Source organism: Arthrobacter sp. 01T428 (genome assembly GCF_056398685.1).
In genome coordinates this window covers 64092-86133 of the sequence record NZ_JBFTPW010000010.1, presented here as the reverse complement: position 1 = coordinate 86133, position 22042 = coordinate 64092, and the positions used below count along the sequence as shown (strand labels likewise).

Sequence of the window (22042 nt, the reverse complement as noted above, 5' to 3'; positions counted from 1 at the left end):
ATCGGTATGACAAGCTTAGCGCATAGTTTAACTATGCGCTAAGCTCTGCGTATGACCAAGTTCAAATGGTTGGGGCAAGATATAACTCATGCCTCGATATGTCCGACCGAAAGCGCCAGCATCCCTGGAGGCGGCAATTGACGCGTTCGGCGGCAATCACGCGAAGGTTGCCGTCCTTGGCTTCCTCACAGAAAAGGGCCCCGCCACGGCGGCCGAGGTTGCCGACGGAACAGGGCTGGGTCGTCCGACAGTCAAAGCCCACCTGTATCAGCTCGCGGACGCCGGGGTGGTCGTTGCCGACCCGGCGCGAGTGCTTCCCGTGGAAGACCGCACCGGGCGGCGGGTCAAATATTCGGTGGTCACGGATGAGCTCCGCCGCCACTACGAGGCCCTGGGCAGGTCCTTCGGGCTTGTCGATTAGCTGGGATTCACCGCATGATTTGAGTCGCGTAATTGAGCGCTCAGGCAAGATGGAGTACCGAAACCAGATGGGCTTCACCGAGACGTCCAGCCAACTTCAGCTTCCCCTACGGCCGGTACACGACCACGCCATCATTGTCCGTCGGCGCGCTCAGGCGGGGACGGAGTCGGAGTGACCGAACGGGGCTAACTCTCCACTGGAGGGAGGCAGGAGGACTTAGTGCGGCTGATGTTGATTTCGGCACGTGTTTCTGTTTCAACACGCCGAAAGCTGTTTCAGTTTCAATGCCGGGATAGATCACTCCTCGGTGATAGTTTCGGTTTCAGAGATGCCGAATTACCCAGCAATTCGACTCTCAGGGTCCACTAAGACATTCGGCCCGACCAATCTATTGAAGCAACGGCGGCTTTCAACTGCCGAGTTCAAAGGACAGGGATGATGGCACCAATAACCCGCACAGGCAGGCGCTCCAAAGGCGACCGCAAATTCGTCGGATTCCGCATCGCTACGCCGAAGGCAGACGCAATGGACCTCATTGCCAAAGCGGAGGGGTACCAGTACGTAAGCGACTGGCTGTCCGACTTGGTCGACCAACGCCTGGCCAACACCAACCTTCACGCAATAGTTCAGCAGGAGGAGTTGCCCCTTAGGCGCTTAGCCTCATAAAAGAAGAAGGCCCGCATTAAGCGGGCCTTCGACGAAGATTGAGACTTACTTTCTGGATTGCTGGCCGGCGAGACAGTAAGTAAGTCGAGTGGTTGACCCTCACGGGCCCACCTTTTTGCTGCTATAAAACCAGTCTGGCAGGACTGGCCCTTTGTCATTCCATTCGACAGGAACAAGGTTATCGTACCCCAGCACGCGATCGTGCTGCCAGCTGCCTTCGGCGTTGGCGTGTCGCGCGATTCAAATGACCCCGCACAACTGTGGGCTGCACTTGCACCCATGCTCGCCGGACAGCCGCGCGTCCGGCTCTCCAAGGACGCCGGAAAGACCTACCCGCAGAAGCACGAACGTGCCCTGACTGAGGCGCTCCCCGCCCTCCCTGCCGCGGTCCGGATCTTCGGCAAAGACGGTACTTGTGCCGCGATCTTCCTTGACTTCGACTCCGCCGTCGCAGGCACTGACTGGGTTCAGGCCGACGTCCGGGCTGTCCAGGCCTGGCTGCACCGCTGCGGAGCCCGCTGGATTGAGGACTACTCGCCCAACGGCGGACGCCACGTCTACATCCCGCTGGCTAAACGTGTGACTTTCTCTGAAGCACGCGATCTTGTCGAAGCTCTGGGCACCCGGTACCGGACTCTGGACAAGACCCCGCACCAGAACATCCTTCACGGCTGCATGCGCACCCCCGGTTCGCCGCACAAACACGGCGGCCACCAGCAGCTCGCCATGTCACTTTCCATGGCTTACGACGTTGCCCGCCGCCCCAATTCGATCTCCATCTGGTCTGCCATGAACGATGATCTGGCCAGTGAGATAGCCGCGGTACGTGCGCTGCGCCTTGAGCAGACGTACATGCCGACGGCCGTCGATGCACCAGGAGTCCAATACTTTGCAGGCCGGATGTCCCGGGCCATGCAGCAAATGGCACGTACCGGGCTCTACGACGCCAACCGGTACGCCTCCGACTCGGAAGCCCGCCAGGCAATTGTTGCCGGCGCTGCAGCAGCCGGCATGGAGCTGGTCGAGGTCGAGCGCCGGATTCTGCAGGGGAGCTGGCCCGGGCTGGCCTCTTTCTATGCCCGGTATACATCCCGCCACCGCATCCCCGCATTGCGACGGGACTGGATGAACGCTATCAGCTACCTCAGCAGAAACAAGGAATCGAGGAACGGAAAGAACAATGCCCGTATATCCCCCACAAGCCAGCCAAGTACACAGCCCCAAGGAATTGAAGGAAATCCGATTTCATCGAATCCCGATGCCGAACATCGGTTCATCAGAACCTGGCGCAATGCACTCCACCTAAAGGAACACGCTTACGCCGACTCCAGAACTGGACTTGCCCGCCGGATGGTACTGCGTTCTTTGGGGGAAGCTGCTCATAAGACAGCGTCAAGGTTTGTGGAATTCGGCGCTCGGTCCATCGCGGTGGCCACCGGTCTGGACCACACAACAGTCGGATCCCATTTGAGAGCCTTGCGCAGCGAGAAAGATCCCTTGGTAACACTGGTAGAAGAAGGCCGCGGTACCAAAGGGGATCTCTACATGCTGACGGTGCCGGAGGAGGTGAAGACAGCAGCCGAAGATCTGACCTGGCGGAAGGGGAAAATCCATGCCCTCCGTCCTGTCTTCAGGGAGTTGGGCTTGCCGGCGGCGTTCGTGTACGAAACACTCGAGCACTCCCCCGGCCTGGCAACGGCGGACGTCGTCCGGATCACCCGTCTCTCACGTACCGCTGTCAGTGAAGCGCTCGACGTGATGGCTGCTTGGAACATGATCGTTCGAAACAAGCAAGGGGCATGGTCAGTGGTGCCCACGACGTCGCTGAAGGAGCTTGCCGAACACTTCGGCGTCCTGGAGGCCGTCGCTGAGCAGCTTCAGAAATACAAGAACGACCGAATCCTCTGGAGGGAGTGGTTATCCAAGAACGTCAATACCGTCGCTGAGCTGCTCTCCCCTGGCGAAGACTATCCTTGGGAGACGTTTGAGGGCCCACCCGATGAGTGGGCCCTCACGGACCTTGCTTTCACAAGAGCCTCGTAGAGTTGGCAGCGCGAGGTCGATCTTCTTTCATGCATGAAAGATTTCATTCATTTCATTCATGTCCGTTAGAACCTCTTCAGCGCTTTTCCTTCATCAGCCCCAGCGGCTAAGAATCGCCTGTTCGGTTGCCTCGCGGACCGAGATGCCTTCTTCGTCAGCCGCAGCGTAAAGCACATCCACAACGTTCTGGGCCAGCCGCGTGCTGAACGGGTATGTCACTTCCCGGCGGCTAATCTTTGTATTGACTGCTTTCTTGGTGCTCGCCGAAGCCCTGGCCTGTTGGCGGACGGGAGCCGCCTGTTTGACAGACTGTGTCGCGGCCGGTGGGGCCACCGGCGTTTCGACCGTCACCGGTTGGGTCGCTGGAGCCGTGGTGTCTGGCTCCGACTTAACCACCGGCGCTACCCTACTGGCGTCAGGCTCGGCAGCCTGTGCGACGACCGGTGCCAAAGTGGCGTCGGATGCCTGGGCGGATGCCTGGGCGGGGGCCGCCGGCGAGTAGTCCACCGGATCGACCTTCTCATCGGCCGCCGGCCGGGGCCTGCGCTTGAGGACGGGCGGGCGTTCTTTCAAGTCATCGCTCACTTGACGATCTCTTTCATCAACTCGGTGTAGGCTTCCACGACGGGCAGGCCCTTTCGGTACTCGCCATACCATTCCTGTGTTACACGCATCTCCTGGACAATGGTCCGGTGTGGGACGAGTGGGGTGAGCAGCATCCCGGTTTGCCGAAGCTCATCGATGCTGGACACCGCGATGCGTGACATGACCGTAGAAGCGACGGCGCCGACGACGATGCCAGCCTCCTGCAGATTGTCCGGGGCGCCGATCCGCTTACGGGACATCCGGAACTGTTCGACGCTCTTGCGGGCGCCTGCAACACCATCCACTCCATCGACGGTGGCTCCTGCTGCGTACACAATTGTGTCGGCGGCGTTCAAGGCAGACAGCGTCAACGGGCCACCCTGGCGGTTCGGGCAATCGATGATGACGACGTCTGCGTTTATCCCGATGAGTGACGTGCGTAAGCGCAACTCCGCATGGTCAGCGCGGTCAGCCTCACGATTTGAGACGCTGCGGGCCGAGGGGACGACACGAAAGTTCGGAAACCACGAGCTCTCCACAGCGAGATCTTCAGCCCAGCCTTCCGGATCGGCGTCCCCCAGGATGGCGCCGACGTGCAGACCTTCCTCTTTGGGTTCAACGCCGATCCACTTGCTGGCCGCGGCCCGCGGGTCGAGGTCGACAAGTACAACTTTGCGCCCTGAAGCGGCGGTGACGGCCGCCAGTGATACAGCAGTCGTCGTCTTGGTGGCACCACCCGACTCGCTGTAAACCATGATTGTTTGCATGCTTGAAAGCATTCCTGACGCACGCATGCGTTACAAGCAGCCACGCCGCCTGCCCCCTACTGTGACAAAGATGTCATGCAAGCAAACTTTCCTTCCAGCATGATTTCGTTCTTTCATGCATGTTTACATTCCTCCAGAAATCCGCTGATTTTCGGTCATTTCAAGAGGCAGACGACCTCGGCGCCCCCCACCCCCGGTTGGGCGAGACTTCTCCCGCCGAGCATTCGAGTCACCGAGCATGCTTTCATGCATGAATGACTGCAATCCTTAACACGCCCCGGGTTAATTCCGCGCAGCCACCACCGGCTGGTCGCTGGCCGGGAGAGTTTCGTGCATGCTTGCAAGAATGTATGAACGAAATCATGCATGACAGCATGACCGATTTCTTGAATGAATGCAGGAAGGAAGGACCGAAAGAATGAATGAAACAATGCATTCATTCATACATCTCGGACCTGCGGCCCCTGCGGTCGTTCGACCAGCAAGCAAGCTTTCATGCATGCATGAAAGCGTGAATGGATGCAAGTCCATTGGGTCACGGTACTTCCTGGCTAAGCTCGACCGAGGCGGCCCTACTCGACGTTGCCGACGTTCCTGTACGGGGACCGCGGTGGTGGAGAGGGCGATGGGGAGCTCGACGGGGTCCGCAGGATGCACAACGAGCTCTAGGTGGTCACCTCGCTTTGCAGGCGCTAGAGGAGAAATGGCCAAGGTTCGGCGCCGGGCATGGTTCCCGGGCTTACTGCCGCCCAGGCGGACCGAGAACCACACCCAGGCCGAAGCCGGAGTCCTGGCCACCGTGCGGATGTCCGTGCGTCTGTGAAGGGCCGGGTGCGCTCGGCGCAGAGCGGTGAATACGGCCCATGCTGGAACTGTACTGGGGGATCGGGCGAACCATCCTGGATCGGCAGACCGCCCAGCCGTGGGGGAGCAAGGTATTGGATCGGCTGGCCACGCCACGGGGGAGATGTCCCCGGCAGCGGGGAGGTGTCGCTAGTGCAACGGCTACTCAGTGTGTGTCCGATTGAGGTATACCCGAAACTGACGTCAGGATGGGAATGGACAGTCATGTCAAAATAGGGTGGTCTTTCTTATTTATTGACACTTAGGCGACCGGGTCTTAGGGTTCAACCTGACACTCTTCGTTAGGAATGGAACATGGCTGGGCAGCGCATCGGATATATCAGGGTCAGTAGCCTGGACCAGAACACCCAGCGCCAGCTCGAGGGTGTTCAGCTGGACCGGGTTTTCGCGGACAAGGCGTCGGGCAAGGACACCAAACGCCCTGAGCTCGATGAGCTCGTGCGCTTCATCCGTGATGGAGACACTTTGGTCGTGCACAGCATGGACCGGCTCGCTCGGAACCTGGATGATCTCCGGTCCTTGGTGCAGCAGCTCACCAGGAAAGGTGTCCGGATCGAGTTCCTCAAGGAAAACCTGACCTTCACGGGAGAGGACTCACCTCTGGCAAATTTGATGCTCTCCGTTATGGGAGCCTTCGCCGAATTCGAACGGGCGCTGATCGGGGAACGCCAGCGCGAAGGCATCACCCTGGCCAAGGGGCGCGGAGCATACCGCGGTCGCCGGAAAGCACTCTCGCCCGAGCGGGCCCACGAGCTCCGGAAGCGGGTCGGCGCCGGCGAGCAGAAGACGGGCCTGGCCCGTGAATTCGGTATAAGCCGAGAAACGCTCTACCAGTACCTCAAGACTGAAGGCTGAAGGTCGGCGCGTTCCGTGCAGGCAACTGCGGACCAAAGTGCGCCAGATGCAGGGGACTTCAGACAAACCAATGTCAGCAGTCACGAATCTCATTCAGGATGCTGCCACAGCACGGCGTGCTCGTTTCGCATTGCGCGATTGGCTGTGGCGCATCCATACGGCGGCATCCAGCAGACGGACCGTTGAAATAGTGGGGGATGCAGCGGGCGGCCGGATCGCCTCTATCGCGTTAACGCGCGATGGGGTTGAAAGAGCCTCGCAGAATTCGTGCACTGGCTGGCTACCCAAGGCCAGGCCTCTGCGAATAACGCTGTCGATCACAGGTAGAAGGCGCGGTCGTTTGCGGGCAAGAAGTTTGCTTGCCTTTGTTTCACCTACGCCTGGATACGAGTCGACTGCCCGGAATAGCTTAGCGGCTGCATCGAGATGCCGCGTTTCGGCCGACCATATGTCTATGTTCGCCGGCACAGCGGTTAAGAGATCCGCGAGCAGTTCGGCGTCCGTTTCAAGCAGGGCCCGAATGGCTCTGGGCTCGAAGCGAACGTCAAGTAGACTCACCGCCACAATGTCGGCAGGGACGATGCGGTCAGGAGGATTGTCCCCGACATCATCGAATGTGTTCCCGGCAAAAGGTCCTTGGGGGTCAAAAAAGTGGACCAGTAAGGGACCTGCGGGCCATGAGACGGCTTCATCGACGCGTTGTTCCAAGGTCATGGAGTGAGCTTAACCTTGTGACTCCCGACTCAGAACGGGCCCGCGGGCCGTTCATTGCACGGCAGCGGGTCCCAGCTTGGGCTTGTGCCGTCGTCCGGGCTTGCAGCCTTTGAACGGTCTGTCTGTGGCGAGCAGGACGGAGCCAGACGGCTGATGGCCTCAGCGTGCTTCCACCACTGCGGGCACCAGGTTGTGCCGCCACCGGGATTGATCGAGCGCCGATAAGTAGTGGGCAGCTTCTCCCGCACGAAATCGGCGACTGTGGCATAAGGGGTGGGACCCCCAAAGTACGCCTGAACGCTGCCACGCTCCGTGACGGACGATTAATGTCGCCTGTCTTCCGCCCTAACGGACGTCAGCTTGCGCCGCATGACTGTTCACCATGTCCACGTATAACCAGATGAGCGTCAGCCAACCATGGCTTCCACCCCAAGCGAGCCCGTACTTGCGTTCAGGATCAATGACATTTGCCCAGCTACCAGTCTGCTCCGCGAAGTCGTCCCGGTCGGTCCCGTTCACAAGCGCAGCGAAGGCAGAAGCGTCTACGCCCACACTCATTGCCCGCTCGATGACTTTTTCGTACAAAAACCCCTCTTCTGCCCACTTAAATACTTCTGTGGGCGTAGGAGGGGTCTGATCCTCCGCGGCAAGCCCAAGAACGACCTGAGTGAAATGACCGTACTGACCGAGGTTCATTAGCAAGCTCCTGACCCGAATTGGCTACTGATACTCGATGAGAGTATCTCCGGGGAGGAATGAATTCGCATTCGCCACAGTTGAATCGCCTCGCACGCTTTGGTGGATTGCCGCAGGGTGCCGTCGGTCGCGCATATTCGCCCTATTTTCGGCGAGTACTACGGCGACCCCGACACCGTGATCGTGCACAGCATGGACCGGCTGGCACGCAACCTCGATGACCTGCGCTCCGTTGTGCAGATACCTGACGGGCCGGGGCGTACGCATCGAGTTCCTCAAGGAAAACCTTCTCTTCACCGGGTGGTTGGGTCCCCAGATAGAAGTCCAGTGTTTGTGTGAGTTTCGTGTCCGAGAATGGACACAGGAGGAAATTCACGAATCATGGCACGCAGACACACCCCCGAGCAGGTCATCGCCAAAGTCCGGCAGGGCCAGAAAATGCTCAACGACGGACGCCCGATGGTCGAAGTCATCAAGGAGCTCCAGATCACCGAAGCGACCTGGCATGCCCGGCATCGAAAAACGCCTCGCCCGCTACCCCCAGCTCTACAGCCGCATCGGCTTCGCCCACCACTACCGGACCCTCAGCACCGAGGAACTCACCTTCGTCCTGGCTAACCGCTGGCAGGAACTCGGCCTGACTATCGACCCCCACGACTTCACGGACGCCGAAGCGATCGCCGCCGTCGCCCGCATCACCAACGGCAACTTCCGGCTCATCCAACGCCTCTTCACCCAGATCACGCGCATACGCGACATCAACCAGCTCAACAACATCACCAAGGAAGTCGTCGAAGCGGCGCGCGAAACCCTGCTCATCGGCACCTGACCGCGCCAAATAGCGCCGCTAAATAGACGCCAAATACCGTGGAGAGTCACAATTTGACGGCTTTCTGCGATCGGGGGGCGAGTTGAGTGGCGTTGCTTTGTCCTAACAACGTGTCTCACTTTGATATTCTCAGGATCAGCGAATTTCGTCCTTTGATAAGACTGGGGGAGAGTATGGCGCGTCTTGGATATGCGCGGGTCAGCTTGGCGGATCAGAACACCGATTTGCAGCTTCGCGAGCTAGATGTGGCCGGGTGCGACCGCATCTACACAGACCACGGGGTGAGCGGGACCAAGAAAAATCGTCCGGAACTGGACCGACTGTTGGACCGCCTGGGCCGCGGAGATGAGGTCGTGGTGTGGAAGCTGGATCGGCTCGGGCGCAACACCCGCCACCTGCTGGAGCTGCTGGATGAATTCAAGTCCCGCGGCATCAAGTTCCGCTCGTTGAGGGATGGCATCGCCACTGACCCTGACAGTGAGGTCGGGGGAGCGATCGCCCAGGCGATGGTCACCATCATTTCTGCTTTTGCCCAGCTTGAACGAGACCAGCTCTCCGAGCGCACCAGGGCCGGGATGGCCGCAGCAGCTGCCGCCGGTCGAAAGGCAGGACGGCGAGAGGTCACAGCTGATCACGAGAATGTACAGCGTGCGCATGAGCTGACGGCGCGGGGGCTCAAGCCAACCGACATCGGAAAGATCATCGGGGCCAGCCGCGCGACCGTGTACCGGTACCTCAGCATGGAGTCCTAGAACCCAAGGCATACTCCCGAGGACAAGGGTGGGTTATGACGACGGGACGCAGCCGCTGACGCCGTGTGGCTGTTACTTGATGCCCGGTGTGGGTGTGGGAAGGATGGTCCTCAGGTCCGGCGGGTCATGTCCGCCGTCGAGGATCGCGAACCTCTCTCCATGTAGTCTCGTCCCGTTACCAAAACCCTAGGGAGGCATGTGTGGTTCGAGCGGAGAACGGGACGCTCGCGGGTGTTCTGGAGGGCAAGAAGCAGTACCAGGTCCCGCTCTACCAACGCGTGTACTCGTGGGGTAAGAAGCAGCTCGACCAACTGTGGTCGGACGTCGTCGAGTTGGAGCGCACTCTTGGCGACGACCCGAAGGCCTCGCACTTCATCGGTTCCCTCGTGCTGGCGAGCAGTCCTGACTTTGGCGCCATCGGCGTCAACAAGTTTCTGGTCGTGGACGGCCAGCAGCGCCTGACAACGCTGACTCTCCTGTTGGCTGCCCTCCGCGACCACCTGCATGAGACCGGGGAGAACGAACGGGCGAACGGCATTGACGCCCAATACCTAATAAACGTCTTCGACAGCGGCAAGCCGCTTAAGGTTATGCCGACCCAGACAAATCGGCCCGCTTACATGGCGGTGCTCAATCGTGCCCCGCAGGCTGGCGGGGAGGATGCTGTTGGCGACGCGTACCGGTTCTTCCGCTCCAAGATCGCAGCGGCCAATGACCCGGATGATCCTCATGACCTGGAACTGCTCGAAGCCGCCGTCGTACGCGGTCTCGCGCTCGTGGTTGTCACGGCGGAGCCGTCCGACAACGCACACCGCATCTTCGAGTCGCTGAACAACACTGGCCTTCGGCTGACGCAAAGTGACCTGCTCAAGAATTATCTGTTCATGCGGCTCGGTGATCGTGCAGATATGGTCTACGAGAACATCTGGCTTCCACTGGAGAGGAAACTCGATTCTGAGAACCTCGAGCTGTTGTTTTGGCTCGACCTCGCCCAGCGCGACGAACGGGCCAAGCAGTCGGACACCTACGTCGGACAGCAACGCCGACTCGAGGGTCTAAAGACCACCGACGAGGTCGAGGCGGAGGTGATCCGTATCGCCAAGCTGGGTGACGTGCTGGCGACGATCCTTGAGCCTGCGGGGGAGAAACAGGCAGAGATCCGCCGTCGCCTCACCAGGATCAGAGCCTGGGGATCGACGACCGCATATCCGGTGGTGATGCAAATCCTCGCCCGCCGCGCTGCCGGCACCGCCGCTGACGATGAAGTTGTCCGCGCGCTGACGTACCTGGAGTCGTACTTCGTGCGCCGCATCGTCATCGGGCGAGCCACAGCAAACCTGAACCGGACGCTACTTCAGGCGGTCGGTGCAGTCAGCGATGCGGACCACATCGACGTCGGGCTGCGCGAATACCTGTCCCGCGGTCGCAAACACTTCGCAACCGACCTCCAGGTTCGTGAGGCTGCCAAGACGATCGCGTTCTACTGGCAGGGCCGCGGCCCGCAAAAAAAGCTCATCCTGCAGTGGCTCGAAGAGGCCTACCGCCCGAAGGAGATCGTCGACCTCGACCCACGGCATCTGACAATCGAGCATGTGTTGCCACAGACCATGACTGAGTCCGTGCGCGAGAAGTTCGCAGCGGGTTTCAGCGCAGACTCGGACATCGACTACGAACACGAGCGCGTCGTCCATACGCTCGGAAACCTCACCCTGAGCGGGTACAACAGTGAACTCAGCAACAAGCCCTTCGAAGAAAAGCGCGAGATGCTGGCCAAGAGCGGCGTATCGATGAACCAGGCGATCGCTGCGCAAGCCACGTGGGGTATCGAAGAAATCGACGCCCGGAGCGCTGAATTAGCAGAAAAGATCATCGAGTTATGGCCAGGCCCGGACGAGAGCATCATCGCAATCGGCGACGAACCGTCAGCGCTGCGCAGCCAAATCGCTGCTATCGTCGCCGAAATCCCTGCAGGGCGCTGGACTTCGTACGGCGACGTTGCAATCGTGGCCGGAACCTGGGCCCAGCCCCTGGCTGCGATCATCGCGAACTTCCCGATGGCTAACGCTTGGCGAGTCCTGCAGAGCGGCGGGACCATCTCGCCTGGGTTCCGATGGACCGAGGCCGGCCGCAACGACGACCCGCGTGCAGTACTTGAGGAAGAGGGGCTCCGGTTCAACGCAGAAGGCCGCGCGGATCCCGGGCGGTTCATCGGCGCAGAGGAACTTGCGGGAGCCGCAGGCCTCGACGTTGACGAGGACGTGATCGCCGCCCGCCGCAAGAAGATCAAGCCACCTACCCGAACAGGAAACAGGGTGTCCGTGAAGGACGCCCAGCTGGCATTCTTCGAGCAGGTACGGGACTACGGCCTAGCGAACGCGACCAACATCAGTACCTGGCGCAAGCCCGCCCCACAGCACTGGTACGAGGTCAGCATTGGAGACTCCCGTGCGGTGATCTCCCTCCAAGCCAACTCGCAGAAGAAGCTCGTCACAACGATCTTCTGGATCCACTACGACAAGGACCTCTACGCGAAGCTGCTGGCCCAACGCGACCCTATCGAAGCCGACCTCGGTTTCGTCCTAGAGTGGGACGACAAGCCCGAACGCAAGGCATCCAAGCTCGTCATCAGTCGTCCAGGCGACTTCTTAGACGAGGCGCAGTCGCCAGAACTTGTCGAGTGGCTCGTGACTACGGGAGATACGTTCGCGCGGGTCTTGTCGAAGTACCTTTGACGGCTTTCCCACCCTTGAAAGTAGAAGAGCGTGCGGAGTTGATCATTTTCGTCATGGGCTGCTCCGATGTGTCCACTAACTAGTAGTGAATTCGCCGATTTGATCTGAAGGTTCCGAGACATAGTTACAGGAATCGCCCGCCGCGGACGAACCCACACCATTCAGCGAAAATTGGAGCATTGCCGCCGCAGGGGTGGCCGGTTCGATGAGACGCCTCGAATCTCAAGGCTTGCAAGGCAAAGCCTTGGGACTTCATTCCACTTCAAGGCCCGGGCCAGCGTGCTTGAGCCCTTAGCGCCGGATACTGTTCCGATGCTCGCGACGGGCCGTTTCGGGGGTCGGGGACCATTGCGCAGAAAACTGGCGCTAACGTGGGATCCACCCGGGCGACATCGGGCCGAAGGTATTGATGATGGCCACAGGACGTGCGTAGATACGCACGGCACAGGAGTGGGCTTGAGCCGCTGCCGAGGCGTATTTGATGCCGGACTCCGGGTTGACATCAACTCCATCGTTGAAATCGATTCCCCATTCGTCCGACGCTTTGAAGTCCGTCAACGACATAGTGGCGGAGTAGGTCAGCGTCCGGTTCTGGCCTGGCTTGAAGTCGACGACGTTTTGCCCGGGTGCCCCGTCAAAGGAACCTGTAGGGCTCGGGATGTGGGTACCGAAGTTATTCAGAGCGGGAACAGGAACGAGTACATCCTCACTTGCCAGGTTGAGAACACCGCCGGTGATCACGACCTTGACTTGGTCACCGGCAGGCGTAGCCGTCATGTATGAGATGCCGATTTCAAGGGTTCCCCAAGGACACAGATAGTACGGAGTCGGCTGCGCGAGCGGAATATTGGGCTGATCCGGGATCGGGGTTATGGGTGGCTCCGGCAGCCCAGCGATCGGTGAGGCAGATCGGGCCGGCGAGCTGGCGACCGCTTCGGGAGTGTAGGTCGGCCCGGGTGTGGACTGCGGCGCAGCCGGGCTCGGCTGCGGACTCGAGGTCGAATCACAGCCTGCGGAGAGATAGCAGTTGAAGTGTCCAGGGGTCCGGCTCGGGGACACTGTGGTCGCATCAGGCTGGCCCGGTGCGCACCCTGAAAGGAGAGCCACAGCGGCAGCGAAAATCGCTAACAGGACCTTGGGACGCCACGCCATGTCTACCCCCTTTGACTGGCTGTAGTGCTGGCCAAATGTTAGCCCTTCGATGGAATGCTGTCATCACCGGCCTGACTTTGAGTTCCGGACCGCAACCCCTAAGGAACGCTGGCGTCGGACCCTTCACTTTTTCGCACATATCCGTGGATAGGTGGAACCAAATCACTGGCCGGGGGAGCGGGGCGGCAGGTGCCGGTACAGCGTCGTGCGTTTCAGGCCGGTCTTGGCGGTTATCTCCCGCATGGAGGAGCCGGACGCCCGCAACAGCGCAGCGTGTTCGAGCTTGTTTGCATCGACCACGGACGGCCTGCCCGTGCGCCGGCCGTTGGCCGTGGCCACCGCCCGCGCATGCGCCGCCCTTTCAGCCGCGTAGGTGCGTTCCATCTGCCCGAACAGGGCCAGCATGAGGAACGCCAGCTGGGACATGGGGCTCTCGGGCTCGGCGGTGTCGATCGCCAGAGGATCGGCCAGGGTCCGGACGCCCACGCTCCGTTCCTTGAGCTCGTGGACCAGGTTTAGGGTGTCCCGGACTGTCCGGCCCAGCCGGTCCAGGGTGTGGACCACCAGCACGTCTCCGGCCCTGGCATGGGTCAAAGCCGACTGTAGGCCTGGGCGGGCGGTGGTGGCTCCTGACTTCTTGTCCACGAAGATGTGTTCCTTGCTGATGCCAGCGGCCGCCAAGGCGTCCAGCTGCGGGGTCAGGTCCTGCTTCGCACTCGATACCCTCGCATACGCAATATCCATGTCCGCACCGTACCGAAAGTTGCAGCTGTGACGGGTCATTGTGGCGGGAGTTTAGGGACAACTTACGGGACAGTCAGGTTACGCGGCATTCCGCGGATCCAGACCGGCGGGGGAGTGTCCCGCCGGGACTGTCCTGGCTCCAAGGAAATGGGACGGGCCATACCCGCCATAGTCTTCTCCCTCCCCGGTGTGTCATTTTTCTCTAAGTCGTCTACACGGAACGTCCGAAGTCGTCTGCACAACTTGGCTGCCGCTGATGGATATGTCCCTTTGGGGAAGCTTGAAAGGGCGCTTGCTCCTGCTTTTTCATGTCCTGGATCAAATGCGAGTGGTTTGCACTCACCTTCCCCCGGGGAAGGTGAGTGTTTGCCGTCCGGGCATTCCGGGCAGATCGAAGCCATCTTGGCGAGGATCTCGGCCGCCTTGGACTCGGTCGGCCCTGGCCCATTCCGGCGTTGCTCGTCACCATATGGCTTCGTGCAGTGCGTTGGCTGCGTAGTCGACGGCGGTGCGGAAGTCATGCCAGATGAGCCACATCAGGCCTTCGGGGAATTCGGAGAGGCCGCGGCGCATGTAGAGGACGGCGAGGTTGGGTTGTCCGGTGCGGAGCGCGTGTTCGGCGGCTTTGACGTAGCGGTCCATGGCGGGTTCCTTAGATGGCGGTGAGCATGTCGGCGAGGGCGGCGGCGGCTTGTTGGGAGACGACGCCGTCGCCGCTGGCTTTGAGTTGTTCGTTGCGGGTGATGCCGTTGGCGGGATCTGTGATCCAGCCGAGGGGCAGGCCCATCATCCAATCGGTGAAGTAGGCGCTGAGGCGGTGTGCTCTAGCTCGTCCAGTAGGCTCAGTTGGCCGGGGAGCTGCCGGTCCGGTGATTCGCTCCCAGCGGCGGATGGCAGGGGCGTATTTGCCCAATCCTGGTCACTGCCGAGGGGTGCATCAGGTCGCCCTTGTGGCAACGGGATGCCTTGTTCGGCTCGTTATCGCTGCCCGCAGCGCCAGGAATGGAACGTAGCGGCCCGGTCGCGATCCCCATGGCTTCCGCTGTTCGAGCCATTCGGCAAGGCCCCCAAGACGGTCGGGCACCTCTTCGTCGCCCATGTGTTCCTCCCTCGCTGCGACCCCGGTCCCGGACGCCGCCAACAGGTGCCCCGATGACTTCACTTTCGCATCGGCCCGTGAGGGTGTCATGCGTATCCGATACTCGAATTCTCTCGGGGACCACGTGCATCAGGGGTCAGTACTCGGTAGTGCCCAGTAGCGCGGTGTGACCCATCGGTGGCGAGTGCTTAGCTAGCGGATTCCTGCTGGATCATGTGGGCGAGGCCGTATGAGTCCGCCGACGAAGCGGCATCCATTTTGCTAAGCGTGCCGGGATATCCTTACGTTGGCCGGATCACAATCCGTGACTCAGCGGGCCGATGCAATGATGCATGAGCAGGTGGCCGGCTCTGGCCCAAGGAGGAAATGCCGTCGATGCCCCCGCTAGAAAAGGACCCCGGCCGTTTCAACCCCGCGCTTCGGAACCGGGAGATCGTGCTCGACCCGGCCCGTATCGAAGCGCCCATTAAGGAGAACACCGTGAAGCAGCTCGTGACCGCAGGGGTTACCGACCCGGCTATCAAGGCACGCATGCAGGGCGGGAAAATCCAGAAGTACCCGATCACGCCCGCCGCCGCCGGCAAGGGAGCGAAGGCCGGCAAAACCCGTGGCGCGTCCGCCGACCAGACCCGGGCGCAAAGTAAGAACCGCACGCGCGTCCGCTGACACAGGCACCGCATCGAGGGAGGAGCCCCGCACACCGTTGGTGTGCGGGGCTCCTCCCTCGATGTGAATCTTGTGAATTCGTCGAATATCCGACGTCAGGTTCGTGGCTGTGCGAAACAGGTGAGCTGGGTCGACTGGCCGGTTGACGCTGGCTTCCTAGAATCTCGAGGCGGTACCGGCCGTGAAGGTACCTGTCATGGGGTTGCCTGCGAGGTCCGCTGCTCCTGCCGCCGGGGTGTAAATCGGCTTGCTGGTGGGGACGCCTGTTCCTTGGGTGCCCCCTGTACCCGATCCGTTCAGTGTGATGACCAGCGTCTTGGTGGACTTGGTCCAGGCCATAGTGGAGGACGAGAATGTCCGGTCCTGGCTTGCGTGCGAGTTGTAGTTGCCTTGGAGGTCCATGCTGCCGAACGCTGGTGTTGCGCAGGCTCCGGCAAACGTCAGGATGTCAGCGGCGCTGATGGTCACGGTTCCCGTTATTGACTGGGTGGAAGCTGTGTTGTTCCAACTGCTGCATACTGTGCTGGCATCCATGTCCGCCGAGAAGACGATTGTCAGTGTGTCGCCATCGGTTGTGCGTCCTGCGTTGCCGCCCCCTCCGTTGTTGGCCATCGTGATGGACGAAACCGTTGGCGGCACAGTGTCCTTGGGCGAGGTGGTGTTGGCCGCCGGGCTCGTATTGCCGGCTGCGTCCTTGGCAACGGCGCTGTAGGCGAGGGTTCCGTCATTGAGCGTCGAAAGGTTCAGGCCGCTGGTGCTCCAGGAACCTGATCCGTTGGCCGTGACGGTCTGGCTGGCCGTGTGGGCAGATCCTGCGTCTGCGACGGTGAGGGTTACTGAGGCCCCGGCTTCTGCCGTGCCGGTGACTGGAACATTGCTCTTGTTGGCGTTGTTCACCCATGCCGGTGCGGAGATTGTGGGGGCAGCGGGGGCGACGGTGTCGATCTTGACCGTTTGAGCCTGAGGAGTGCTGGAGTTCCCTGCGACGTCCGTGGCGAAGTAGGACACCGTGTGGGTTCCGTTGCCGCTGACATTCACGGCAGCGGCGGCCGCGTTGACGGTCACGGTGCTGCCGCCGTCGACCGTGTACTTGATGGTCGCGACCCCCGAGCCGCCCGCGTTGTCCACGGCACTGAGGTTCACGGTTACCGGACTCGTGTTGTTGAACCCTGCGCCGTTCGGTGTCGGGGAAATGGAGGTCACGCTGACGGCGGGCGCAGTCGTATCAATGGCAACGCCTGCGCTCCGAGCGCTTTCGGTACCGGTCCACAGGGAGATGATGGGTGTGACTGCGTAGTACCAGGTTCCGTCGGGCACGCTTTGCTCGATGCAGCTGAGACCGGATACCGTAGCCGCGCAGCCTCCGCCGGCGGTGACCTTGGTACCGCCGGAGGGGGAGGAATAGCGGGCAACGGTGTAGCCCGATACTGCGTGTCCGCCCGTTGTTGTGACGGCTGACCAGCTAACCGTGACGTTGGTGCCGCTCAATGACGCAGCAGGAGTGTTGCCTTGTGGCATGGTGTCGGCTTTTGCCGCCCCGAAATTGCTACTGCTCAGAGTTTGCCAGAAGGCATTGGCTGCCGGACCGCCCCAGGAAATGAAGAGCACGGCCAGGAGCGTCCACAACGCGCGACGCAAGAGCGCCTGCCTGTGTCCGCGGCCTGTGGTGTCCTGGGGCTTGTTCATTTGTGGACCGCCATCGTCACTGGAAGGTGGAATACTGCACCCTGGCAGCTGGATTGTGAGGTCGCCGACATCGTCGCGGCCCCGGGCAGGGTGATCAGGACGGAGGAATTCGGCGGTATGGATACCGTTGGCGTCAAAGGAGCGGCCGGTGCGTTGAACGTAACGCCCGTGGTGGTGCACAGGGGGTGCGAGGAATCTGCCGTGGCGGTCCCGTTGGAGGCGAAACTGTACACCTGCACGGCGAAGGCATTTGGATTGCTCGCGCGCACGATCACCTCGGCGGTGCCTCCCGGGACGAGGGTGGTTGCGGGGGAGTCTCCGGCAACCAAGGCGTCCACGGTCACTGTCTGCATGGTGCCGTTGGCTGCCGAACCGCTGCCGATGCCGATAGTGGACCAGTACGCGTAGGCGCTTCCGACGCCCAGGACCAGACTCAGCAGGGCTGCCATCACGGCTGCCTTCGCTGCGAGCAGGGGGCCCGCCTTCATCCAGCTGTTCGCTTTCATGTCAGTTGCCCTGTCCCGTTCCGGAGTAGGAAAGCTGCAGGGTTGCGCCTTTGCAGCCGTCCTGGTTGAGCGAGGTGTTCAGCATTCTTATCTGCGGCCATTGGGCTGCCGGTACGCCGCTTCCCGAGAGGGACGAATTGCCTGGCGGGGCGGTGAACGGATAGCTGCCGCTGAACTGGGTCACGGCGTAGTCCGAAGGACTGCAAGGCCGGTTGTTCGCCACGGCCTGGGCGGTCCGGGTTACCCCCGTGATGGAAACGGTAAGGCCCGTAAGGCTGAGGCCGGCGTTGCCCGGGATTGCCAAGTGAAGATCAATCGACACGGCGTAGCCCGGCGCCAGAAGTCCGGCGGGGTCGCCTGAGATGGTGAACGTTTGGTGCTGGCCGGCGGTCACCGTCAAGGAAACGACGACGACGACGGCGGTCTGTAGCGTCCCGCTGCTGCCCTTGAGGCTCAGGGAGTACGTCCCAAGAGGTGTCGCGGAAGTAGTGGAAACGTCGAGGGTCACGGGCGATGACCCGGGCCCGACAGCAACGATTGGGGGCGAAAACGCGGCAGTGGCGCCTGTCGGCAGCCCAGAGATTGACAGCGCCACGTTCCCGGAAAACCCGCCCGTGGGCTGGACCACGACGTTGTAGCTTGCCGACGTTCCCTGGGTGACGGATCGGCTGGCAGGTGCAAGCTGCAGCGTGATGCCTTTTTGGGCGTTTTGGTTGCCATTGCCGTTGCTGCTGGCGGCGAGCACCACGCCCGACGTAAGTGTCACCAAAAGGAGGCATGCCAGGAGCAGTTTGGCCCCCGCGCGGACGGTGCGATTCGGCGAGCGGAAGAACTCCGGGATGCTCGGCACCTGTGCCTCCTTGGATCTTTTTACCTGGGTTACGACGACTGGAAAGGGACAAGCTGGTGGGCCGTTGACGGGCCCACCAGCTGGATTGCTAGAGGCTGCCGACGGTGACCGTAACTGTTGCGCTCTTGCAGGCGTCCTGGTTGGCGGCGGCGTTGAGGAAGGTCAGTGTTCCGCTGCCTACCGACGTGCCGGTTGAGTTCGGTGCTACTGCCGAATTCGACGTTGTGGCGTCGACCGTGAACCAGGTAGCGAGGCAACCTGGGTCGCTGGTGGTTACCGATGCGGAGAGGGCCCCGACCACCGTCCCGGTCTTGCTCGAATTGTCCGCCGTGTATGCGACAGGCGTTGAGTTGCCCGGTGCGAGACCAGGGGTGAAGCTCGCGTGCAGGGTAACGGTGCCCCCGCCGGCCGAGTTGGCCGCTGCGCCAGAGCCGCTACCTGTGGTGGTCCAGTAGGCGAAGGCTGCTCCACCGCTTGCCGCTACGAGGGCAACTGATGCTGCAACCGCGTAGACTTTTCCTTTTTTGCTCAATTTACGCATGAGTGAGACTCCTTTTGAATTGGTATTCCCCGGAACAGGCGACGGTGGCAAGGAATTCTCAATTCCTGCTTGAATGCCCATTCATTCGATGACCAAATGCTGGCATGGGCCGTGTTTAAGTAACAGCGGTGGTACTACGTGTCTTTTAACTAAACCAAGACGAGTGGTACTACTTGCCCTGGGCCCGGCGCGCGGGAAAACTGGCTGTGCGAGGTTTTAAAAGTGCAAACATTTTAAAAGTGCAAACACGTGGTCATGGAGTCCCCGCCATTCGCTAATCCGTGGAAGCCAGACAATCGGGTGAGCCGTGGTGATCTCACCGTCGGTGCCGTTGGGTTGGTGATCTTCTGGCCCTCGACCCATGCTCCTGCGCGATGGCTCGGCGCGTCTTGCACGGCCGGCGGGTACGGAAATGGACCGGATGCACCGGCAACACCCCAGGCTCCTCGCTGACACGGGCCGGGCAGGGGGCAAAACGTCCACGCCGGAACGAGCCCCGCCCGCAACCGGCTACACCGGCTGGCGGCACTTCCGCGCGTGATTCATTGTCGTTTCGCGTTGGCCAAGATCTGCTGGATGCGCTGGTAAGACACCCCGAACACGTCGGCGATTTCCGGCGGGGTCATGCCTTCTTCCATCAGCCCAAGGATCGCTTCCACGCGAAGCCGCCCGGCTTCATTCAACAACTTGTCCGCCCGGACCTTCAGGGATTCGGCCTCCACCCACGCAAGCATGGCAGGACGGGCCGCTTCGTAGGCGACGTCGAAAAGTATCCGGTCCTGGCCGACCGGGAGGACCTGGGCGAGCCGCTTTGCCAGGGACCGCTGGGCGGCCATCAGTCGAGGGCCGGTGACACTCAGGGACCTCTCCCCATCGCGCACCGTCCACTGCACACCGTCCCAGGAAGCCGTGATCTGTACCGCCACCGGGCTACCGGATTCCTCGGGCACCTCCCGGCTCCTTATCCAGTTGCGGAGCCTTTCCGCGTCATACCGGGCCGCGCCACGGTTGCCGGGTAGGCGCAGATCCGCCGCCGCGCCGTTAAGGGTGTCGGCCAAGGCCTTGAAGGTCCTTACGTCTTGTCCTGCCCGCTTGGCTGCCTGCCGCAACGTTAGCGGAGCCTCACGTGACGGCACTACTGCGTTCATCCCACCCTCACTCCCCAGCACCAAGGTTTCTCGTAAGAGCTAACATCCTCCGGGTCAGCCGTGGCAAGAGTAACGCGCATTTGTTTTCCTGTGCGGTTCACGAGTCTTCAAGTGGCCGGACCTCCGGACAGACCTAAAGGTCGTCCTCATCGAAGGTCGCAGAAGCACGAAGCAGTCCGGAACGGTCTTGAACCTGTGCGTTGCGTTGGACGGACGGGCGCCTTCGATACGTTGAGTTCGACGACCGTCTGACCGTGGCAGTGCTCGGGGGGGCCGAAGACTCGAATACGAGTGCCGGGGGCTCATCAGCTGACAACACCCCACGAGGACGGGGGAAGCTTGGCATCATCACCCGGTCGGGGCGACTTTCCGAGCGAACCGCCCATCCGTGCTGTCGGAGCGGTCCGCGGGCTCGACGTCCTGCCCGGCCACCAACACCAGCAGAGCGTAAGCGTCCGCAGTCCTACTCGTCCAGGCCATCGGGATCCACCGCGGCCAACACGGGCCAAAGCGTCCGTGACGAAGCGACGACACCAGCAAATCCTTCGCCTCCGCATCGTCCCACGCAATGTCCGGAAAGAAGTCCTCCATCATCGAGTCCGGAACAACCGCCCCGGTGTCCGGGGCAAGAACGCGAAATCTGGCCGGGACCCAATAAACCCCGGGGAGGGCCTCCATATCCAAATATCCACGCAGAGCGTCGCCACGACCTTGCATGGAGACAGTCTCAAATCACCGGTCCCGAAAATCCAGCAAGCTCGCCTTAACCCCGCAGACTATTCAGCACTGACTAGGAAAGAGCCTCGTACTCCGGGGGGTTCTGGCACTGCGTTCAGGTCCTTCCATGGCTCATCCGGGCTCTGCAGAACCCTGTTCAGGACTGGATTTCGCTCCTGCGCGCCAATGCCGGCGCGTCATTTTGTTCCTCGGGTGCTTAATTCCTGGATTAATTTCTCCGGGCGGTCTCGGATCAGGTGATGTGAAGCTCGCAGCGCTACTCGGAGGGTACTTGGGCTACTTGGGGCTGGAGCCAAGGGTTCTCCAGGGGGGCTGCTGGGGTTCGTGGTGAGCGGGGTGATGACGGTGCTGCTGTTATCCCTGAAGCACGGAATCAAGGCTGCTGACGTGACTCACGGACCGCTATTTTCGCGCCCGCGGCAATTGGAGGCGTGCTTGTCGTTGAGAGAGGCGAGGGCCAACATCCAGGGCTCCCTTCAGATGACTGGAGTCCCATCTGTGTCGGCGCTAAGTACTACTTAGCCAGTAAAACCGAGTACCGGGGCGGCTTCTTTCGAGTAATTCGAGCTCGACGTGCTTGAAAAGACGAGTACCGGTACGCATTGCCAGTTAACCATCCGGGAGGCAATTCTTGTCCTATCGAAATCCGAACGCCAAACGGGATATGCAGGCAACTGGAATTCGTAGACAAATCCACTTATCTGGGAAGGTTTTTCCAATGTCAACTCTCATGATCTCCGCCCTCGCATTCATCGCCGGCATCAAAGACAAGCTCACCTCCGAAAAGGGCGCAACGGCAACTGAGTATTCGCTGCTCGTCGCGTTCATTGCACTCGTCATCATCGTCGGCGTCACCGCTTTCGGCGGCGCATTGAACACCTGGTTCAACAGCCTGGCCACCACTGTAGGTGGATGGCACTCCTAGAAGGCACGTTCAGCTTCAAGCTGACTCTTGGTGGAGTGCCGCGTCCGCTCAACGCGGACGCGG

22 protein-coding genes and 3 pseudogenes are annotated in these 22042 nt (G+C 61.1%); 11 read left to right on the top strand and 14 right to left on the bottom strand.

The features are described from left to right. Positions 1 to 88: 88 nt before the first annotated feature. From AC1DJB_RS13205 to AC1DJB_RS13195, 3 genes are all read left to right on the top strand, one after another. Positions 89 to 421: a helix-turn-helix domain-containing protein gene (locus AC1DJB_RS13205; protein WP_284750796.1), complete on the top strand. Its 333-nt coding sequence runs from the start codon at positions 89 to 91 to the stop codon at positions 419 to 421. Positions 422 to 856: 435 nt separating this feature from the next. Continuing rightward, positions 857 to 1087 carry a hypothetical protein gene (locus tag AC1DJB_RS13200; protein ID WP_059389791.1) on the top strand — a complete coding sequence of 77 codons (231 nt, stop codon included), beginning with the start codon at positions 857 to 859 and terminating at the stop codon, positions 1085 to 1087. Between the two features lie 201 nt (positions 1088 to 1288). Further along, positions 1289 to 3130, top strand: a complete 1842-nt coding sequence (locus AC1DJB_RS13195; RefSeq protein ID WP_476910470.1) for a MarR family transcriptional regulator — start codon at positions 1289 to 1291, stop codon at positions 3128 to 3130. Between the two features lie 93 nt (positions 3131 to 3223). On the opposite strand, the gene AC1DJB_RS13190 is transcribed toward AC1DJB_RS13195, so the two are convergent. Then, positions 3224 to 3715, bottom strand: coding sequence for a hypothetical protein (locus AC1DJB_RS13190; RefSeq protein ID WP_476910469.1), 492 nt, complete (start codon positions 3713 to 3715; stop codon positions 3224 to 3226). After that, positions 3712 to 4482: a ParA family protein gene (locus AC1DJB_RS13185; RefSeq protein ID WP_284750799.1), complete on the bottom strand. Its 771-nt coding sequence runs from the start codon at positions 4480 to 4482 to the stop codon at positions 3712 to 3714. The genes AC1DJB_RS13190 and AC1DJB_RS13185 overlap by 4 nt, the downstream gene beginning before the upstream one ends. A gap of 1158 nt (positions 4483 to 5640) precedes the next feature. On the opposite strand from AC1DJB_RS13185, the gene AC1DJB_RS13180 reads away from it, so the two are divergent. Next, entirely contained in the window at positions 5641 to 6201 is a 561-nt protein-coding gene (locus AC1DJB_RS13180; RefSeq protein WP_476910468.1) for a recombinase family protein, read from the top strand. A 93-nt stretch (positions 6202 to 6294) separates the two neighbouring features. On the opposite strand, the gene AC1DJB_RS13175 is transcribed toward AC1DJB_RS13180, so the two are convergent. The 3 genes and pseudogenes from AC1DJB_RS13175 to AC1DJB_RS13165 all read right to left on the bottom strand — a co-directional run bounded on the left by AC1DJB_RS13175 (position 6295) and on the right by AC1DJB_RS13165 (position 7611). Then, on the bottom strand, positions 6295 to 6915 hold the full coding sequence (locus AC1DJB_RS13175; protein WP_476910467.1) for a DUF6308 family protein: 621 nt from the start codon (positions 6913 to 6915) through the stop codon (positions 6295 to 6297). Between the two features lie 29 nt (positions 6916 to 6944). Further along, positions 6945 to 7172 (bottom strand): annotated as a pseudogene (locus AC1DJB_RS13170) (DUF4913 domain-containing protein); the annotation flags it as partial. Between the two features lie 88 nt (positions 7173 to 7260). Next, a complete protein-coding gene (locus tag AC1DJB_RS13165) occupies positions 7261 to 7611 on the bottom strand; it encodes a hypothetical protein (RefSeq protein WP_476910466.1) in 351 nt (116 codons plus the stop codon). Positions 7612 to 7776: 165 nt separating this feature from the next. On the opposite strand from AC1DJB_RS13165, the pseudogene AC1DJB_RS13160 reads away from it, so the two are divergent. From AC1DJB_RS13160 to AC1DJB_RS13140, 5 genes and pseudogenes are all read left to right on the top strand, one after another. Next, positions 7777 to 7912 (top strand): annotated as a pseudogene (locus AC1DJB_RS13160) (recombinase family protein); the annotation flags it as partial. Positions 7913 to 7992: 80 nt separating this feature from the next. Continuing rightward, positions 7993 to 8118, top strand: a pseudogene (locus AC1DJB_RS13155) (IS3 family transposase); the annotation flags it as partial. Beyond that, on the top strand, positions 8117 to 8440 hold the full coding sequence (locus AC1DJB_RS13150) for a TniB family NTP-binding protein (RefSeq protein ID WP_476910534.1): 324 nt from the start codon (positions 8117 to 8119) through the stop codon (positions 8438 to 8440). The pseudogene AC1DJB_RS13155 and the gene AC1DJB_RS13150, both read left to right, overlap by 2 nt. A gap of 110 nt (positions 8441 to 8550) precedes the next feature. Further along, entirely contained in the window at positions 8551 to 9192 is a 642-nt protein-coding gene (locus AC1DJB_RS13145; RefSeq protein WP_476910465.1) for a recombinase family protein, read from the top strand. 200 nt (positions 9193 to 9392) lie between these two features. Next, positions 9393 to 11924: a DUF4268 domain-containing protein gene (locus AC1DJB_RS13140; protein WP_476910464.1), complete on the top strand. Its 2532-nt coding sequence runs from the start codon at positions 9393 to 9395 to the stop codon at positions 11922 to 11924. Between the two features lie 366 nt (positions 11925 to 12290). Here AC1DJB_RS13140 and AC1DJB_RS13135 read toward each other — a convergent pair whose 3' ends face one another. From AC1DJB_RS13135 to AC1DJB_RS13120, 4 genes are all read right to left on the bottom strand, one after another. Next, on the bottom strand, positions 12291 to 12701 hold the full coding sequence (locus tag AC1DJB_RS13135) for a hypothetical protein (RefSeq protein WP_476910463.1): 411 nt from the start codon (positions 12699 to 12701) through the stop codon (positions 12291 to 12293). Positions 12702 to 13238: 537 nt separating this feature from the next. Further along, positions 13239 to 13820 (bottom strand): recombinase family protein, encoded by a 582-nt coding sequence (locus tag AC1DJB_RS13130; protein ID WP_476910462.1) that lies wholly within the window; start codon positions 13818 to 13820, stop codon positions 13239 to 13241. A 462-nt stretch (positions 13821 to 14282) separates the two neighbouring features. Further along, complete coding sequence (locus tag AC1DJB_RS13125; RefSeq protein ID WP_476910461.1) at positions 14283 to 14462, bottom strand: hypothetical protein; 180 nt, start codon at positions 14460 to 14462, stop codon at positions 14283 to 14285. Between the two features lie 10 nt (positions 14463 to 14472). Continuing rightward, positions 14473 to 14610, bottom strand: coding sequence for a hypothetical protein (locus tag AC1DJB_RS13120; protein ID WP_476910460.1), 138 nt, complete (start codon positions 14608 to 14610; stop codon positions 14473 to 14475). A 684-nt stretch (positions 14611 to 15294) separates the two neighbouring features. On the opposite strand from AC1DJB_RS13120, the gene AC1DJB_RS13115 reads away from it, so the two are divergent. After that, positions 15295 to 15585 (top strand): hypothetical protein, encoded by a 291-nt coding sequence (locus AC1DJB_RS13115; RefSeq protein ID WP_476910459.1) that lies wholly within the window; start codon positions 15295 to 15297, stop codon positions 15583 to 15585. Between the two features lie 156 nt (positions 15586 to 15741). Here the strand turns inward: AC1DJB_RS13115 and AC1DJB_RS13110 are convergent, their stop codons facing one another. The 5 genes from AC1DJB_RS13110 to AC1DJB_RS13090 form a co-directional block, all read right to left on the bottom strand. Then, complete coding sequence (locus AC1DJB_RS13110; RefSeq protein ID WP_476910458.1) at positions 15742 to 17271, bottom strand: OmpL47-type beta-barrel domain-containing protein; 1530 nt, start codon at positions 17269 to 17271, stop codon at positions 15742 to 15744. Beyond that, positions 17268 to 17777, bottom strand: a complete 510-nt coding sequence (locus tag AC1DJB_RS13105; protein ID WP_476910457.1) for a hypothetical protein — start codon at positions 17775 to 17777, stop codon at positions 17268 to 17270. Before AC1DJB_RS13105 ends, AC1DJB_RS13110 begins: the two co-directional genes overlap by 4 nt. Before the next feature lies 1 nt (position 17778). Beyond that, positions 17779 to 18627, bottom strand: coding sequence for a COG1470 family protein (locus tag AC1DJB_RS13100; RefSeq protein ID WP_476910456.1), 849 nt, complete (start codon positions 18625 to 18627; stop codon positions 17779 to 17781). 88 nt (positions 18628 to 18715) lie between these two features. Continuing rightward, positions 18716 to 19168 carry a hypothetical protein gene (locus tag AC1DJB_RS13095; protein WP_476910455.1) on the bottom strand — a complete coding sequence of 151 codons (453 nt, stop codon included), beginning with the start codon at positions 19166 to 19168 and terminating at the stop codon, positions 18716 to 18718. 542 nt (positions 19169 to 19710) lie between these two features. Then, entirely contained in the window at positions 19711 to 20316 is a 606-nt protein-coding gene (locus AC1DJB_RS13090) for an RNA polymerase sigma factor sigma-70 region 4 domain-containing protein (RefSeq protein WP_476910454.1), read from the bottom strand. Positions 20317 to 21772: 1456 nt separating this feature from the next. Between AC1DJB_RS13090 and AC1DJB_RS13085 the strand changes: the two genes are divergently transcribed. Continuing rightward, on the top strand, positions 21773 to 21979 hold the full coding sequence (locus tag AC1DJB_RS13085; protein ID WP_476910453.1) for a Flp family type IVb pilin: 207 nt from the start codon (positions 21773 to 21775) through the stop codon (positions 21977 to 21979). Positions 21980 to 22042 lie beyond the last annotated feature (63 nt).